At 45.0% G+C, this 3492-nt stretch carries 1 protein-coding gene; it reads left to right on the top strand.

Going from position 1 to position 3492, the window contains the following annotated elements; translation table 11 throughout:
* Window positions 1-539: 539 nt before the first annotated feature.
* Window positions 540-3492 (top strand): family 20 glycosylhydrolase (locus AC1DSE_RS32745; protein ID WP_477528874.1); only part of this gene is annotated, 2953 nt, incomplete at its 3' end.

The raw sequence follows: 3492 nt of genomic DNA, 5'->3' as shown, positions 1-3492 counted from the left end.
CACTTAAAGGATAAGATTCATTCATTACTAAAGGGAGCGTTCAAAAAGTAAATTCTTGAGATAGTTGGCAATGTTGAAGAATTAATTGAAGTAAAGAATTAAAAGTTCCATTTTGCTAACGGGAGACTTTAGTTGAATACAACAGGGAGCAGATTGCGATCGGGCAGCTGCTCTATTTTTCATTAAGCTAAAGGGCAGGTTAGTGTAGTTAATATTCCCTAAATTTCCTCATTGTGAGACTCTTTTGGGAGTATCTTTCATAGAGTTCCGGATTTCATCAAGTAGATTTGATGGGATTTTATTTATTAATATAATGAAAATGTAAACAAATGTATATGAAAGTAAGAACTTATCTATTTTTCTATGGCTAACACGTCTCATACTATTAACTGTGAGGAGGCCACTTGGTAAGGAATGGGTGCCCGGGAATGACGAGTACTCAAGTTAGCAGTACGAAAACCCGAATATATCATTTCATACGAGGAAATGAGGATGAGGAAATGCAGTCAAGCCGAAGGAATCAACAAAGATGTTCGTTATTGTTATCGTTGGTCTTATTTTTTTCTATCATATTTTCTGTTCATCCATCGATAACGTACGCAGACGGAACATTAAATGCAGAAGAAATCACGCAACAAGCACCGGATAACTCATTACCGGAAACAGTGCCTGGTTCTGAAGTAGCTTCGGATCCTGAAACTGTCCCAGATGCCAACCTCGAAGAGCCATTCGCTGTGCAGCAGCCAGGAATGGATGCTGCACCAACGGTTTTAGCTAGCGTCYGGGAGAACTATGCGTTGAAGAAGGATGTGAAAGTATCCGGCAATGAAGTTCCGGACGGACTTTTTCCTAAATTTGCCGTCGATGGAGACTCGTCTACACGCTGGTCTTCCGATAAATACGATGATCAGTGGTTTGAAGTAGATTTAGGCGAAAAGAAGGAGATCGGCCAAGTTATCATTCGTTGGCAGACGCCAGCTACATCCTACCGCGTGCTGACTTCGGTCTATGGTGATAATTGGGAGAACATTACACTTGAGAATGATGGCATTATTAATTGCCAAGGTGGAACGGAAGTCCTAAATTTTCTGTCACGAGAAGCAAGATACGTCAAGTTTGTAGGGGTTGAGCGGAAACCGGCTGATGGCATTCTGTATGGGTACTCATTCTATGAGTTCGAGGTATACAGCGAAGATCCACTAGAGAAAATCATCAAAGGGATTCACGGCATTGAACCGATCAGTCAAGGACAGACCGAGTTCCCATTCCCGGCTGTACCAGAAGGTTATCAAATCTCCATCTACGGATCGGATGCGCTGCCTGTCATTGACAAGGAAGGCGTCATTCACCCCCCATTGGTGGATAAAAAGGTTCATGTGATGCTGCAAGTACAAAGCCTGGAGGACCCAACGCAGAAAGCGATAACGCCGTCATTCGAAGTTACGGTCACAGGATTAAATCAACAGATCGAAGGGCTGAATGAGGAACCGAAAGTAATTCCGTCCCTGCAAGAATGGATTGGGAGAACAGATCAATATACATTATCGTCTGCAGCGAAGATTGTCTATAATGACCCGTCGTTAGCCAAATCAGCAGCTATCGTCCAAGAAGATATGAAAGCGATTACGGGACGGGAATTGACTGTTACCCAAGGGACACCATCCATCGGAGATCTGTACTTGTCCTTAAATCCGACGGATAAGGTCTTAGGTCAAGAAGGTTACATACTCGATATCGGTGATTATGTAGCCATTACGGCGCCGACGGTAAAGGGTGTCTTCAGCGGAACGCGTTCCGTGCTGCAAATTCTGAAGCAGGATGAAGGTCATGACCAGATTCCGAAGGGGCAGTCCCGCGACTATCCGAAATACGAGACACGCGGATTTATGATCGACGTGGCTCGCAAATTCTATACGATTGATTTCTTGCGGGATTACGTGAAGATGATGGCTTGGTATAAGATGACGGATTTGCAAATCCATTTGAATGATGATATAGGTAATCGCGGTGCGTTTCGGTTAGAAAGCGAGAGGTATCCGAATTTATCAAGTATAGATGGTTTTTATACGAAAGAAGAGTTCCGCGATTTGCAGCGGTTAGGTCAAGATTATGGTATTAATATTATACCTGAAATCGATACGCCGGGGCATTCGCGTGCTTTTACGACATTAGATCCTTCTCTGGGGAATGATTCGCATCTCGACGTCTCAAAACCCGAGACCGTGGAATTTGTCAAGAATTTGTGGAGTGAATATCTTGATGGCTGGAAAGGCGGAGACCCTACATTTCTCGGTCCTGATGTTCAAATTGGAACCGATGAATACAAAGGAAACACGGAAGATTTCAGAAAATATATGGATACCATGATCAAATTCATCAATAGCAAAGGGAAACATCCTTTGTTGTGGGGCGGATTGCAAGAGTACGCCGGTAAGACACCGATCAGCAATGAAGCGACCATGGCGATCTGGCACTTACCGTATGGCGGACCGCAGCAAGCAATCGATCTTGGTTATAACATCATTAACATCAATAATAGCTATTTATATCTCGTACCCCGACTATATGCCGATTATTTAAATACGTCACTCTTATATCAGGAATGGGAGCCTGTAAAATGGTACGGTGCGACGCTGCCTTTTGGCCATCCGCAATTAAAAGGCGGCATGTTCGCACTTTGGAACGATATTTCGTATGAAGCGGGGCTATCGATGGATGATACTCATGTCCGCTTGGTCCCTGCCATGCAGGTCCTTTCCGAGAAAATGTGGCACGGCGCGAGAAGCGATGTAGACTACGACACCTTTGTGAAGACGGCCGCGAAGATGGGCGATGCGCCGAATACCCACCTTTCCTATGATGTGAAAGTCAAAAATACGGAAGGAATCGTCCTTGATTATTCGTTCGAAAACAATTCCATCGACGCATCCGGTAATGGATACGATGCAAGAAGCAATAACGTCGATTTTGTCAAAGGAAAATATGGGCAAGGCGCCCACTTCAACGGCGGTACTAGTTATTTGGATACACCTCTCAACAGCTTAAACTTTGGTTGGACCGTCTCCATGTGGATTAACCCGGATGCGGACAATCCGGACGATACCGTATTAATGGAATCGCCTGCGGGAACGGTAAAATTAAAGCAACACGGCACCAAGGGTAAATTAGGATTCTCTAAAGAAGGATATGATAGCGCATTCAATTACAAAGTGCCGGCTGGCCAATGGACTCATCTTCTCATCACGGGGGACAGCAATGGCGTCTCGCTCTATGTGAACGGGAATGAATACGTCGAGAAGCTGGCGCAGCCAGTGCAGCGCATTCAGACGCTTGTCCTGCCTGTCGCGAAAATCGGCGGCACAACCAACGCGTTCAAAGGAACGATCGATAATCTACAAGTCTATAATCGCTTCATTCCGCTGCTCGATGTGAACAACTATGCGCTGCATCAGGTAACCGATGCCTCGGGATTAGAGGCGGCATGGGTACCTT

The sequence above is a fragment of the Paenibacillus sp. 01L418 genome, from assembly GCF_056400045.1.
The sequence above is the reverse complement of the archived record's forward strand: the minus strand, read 5'-3'. Positions and strand labels throughout refer to the sequence as shown.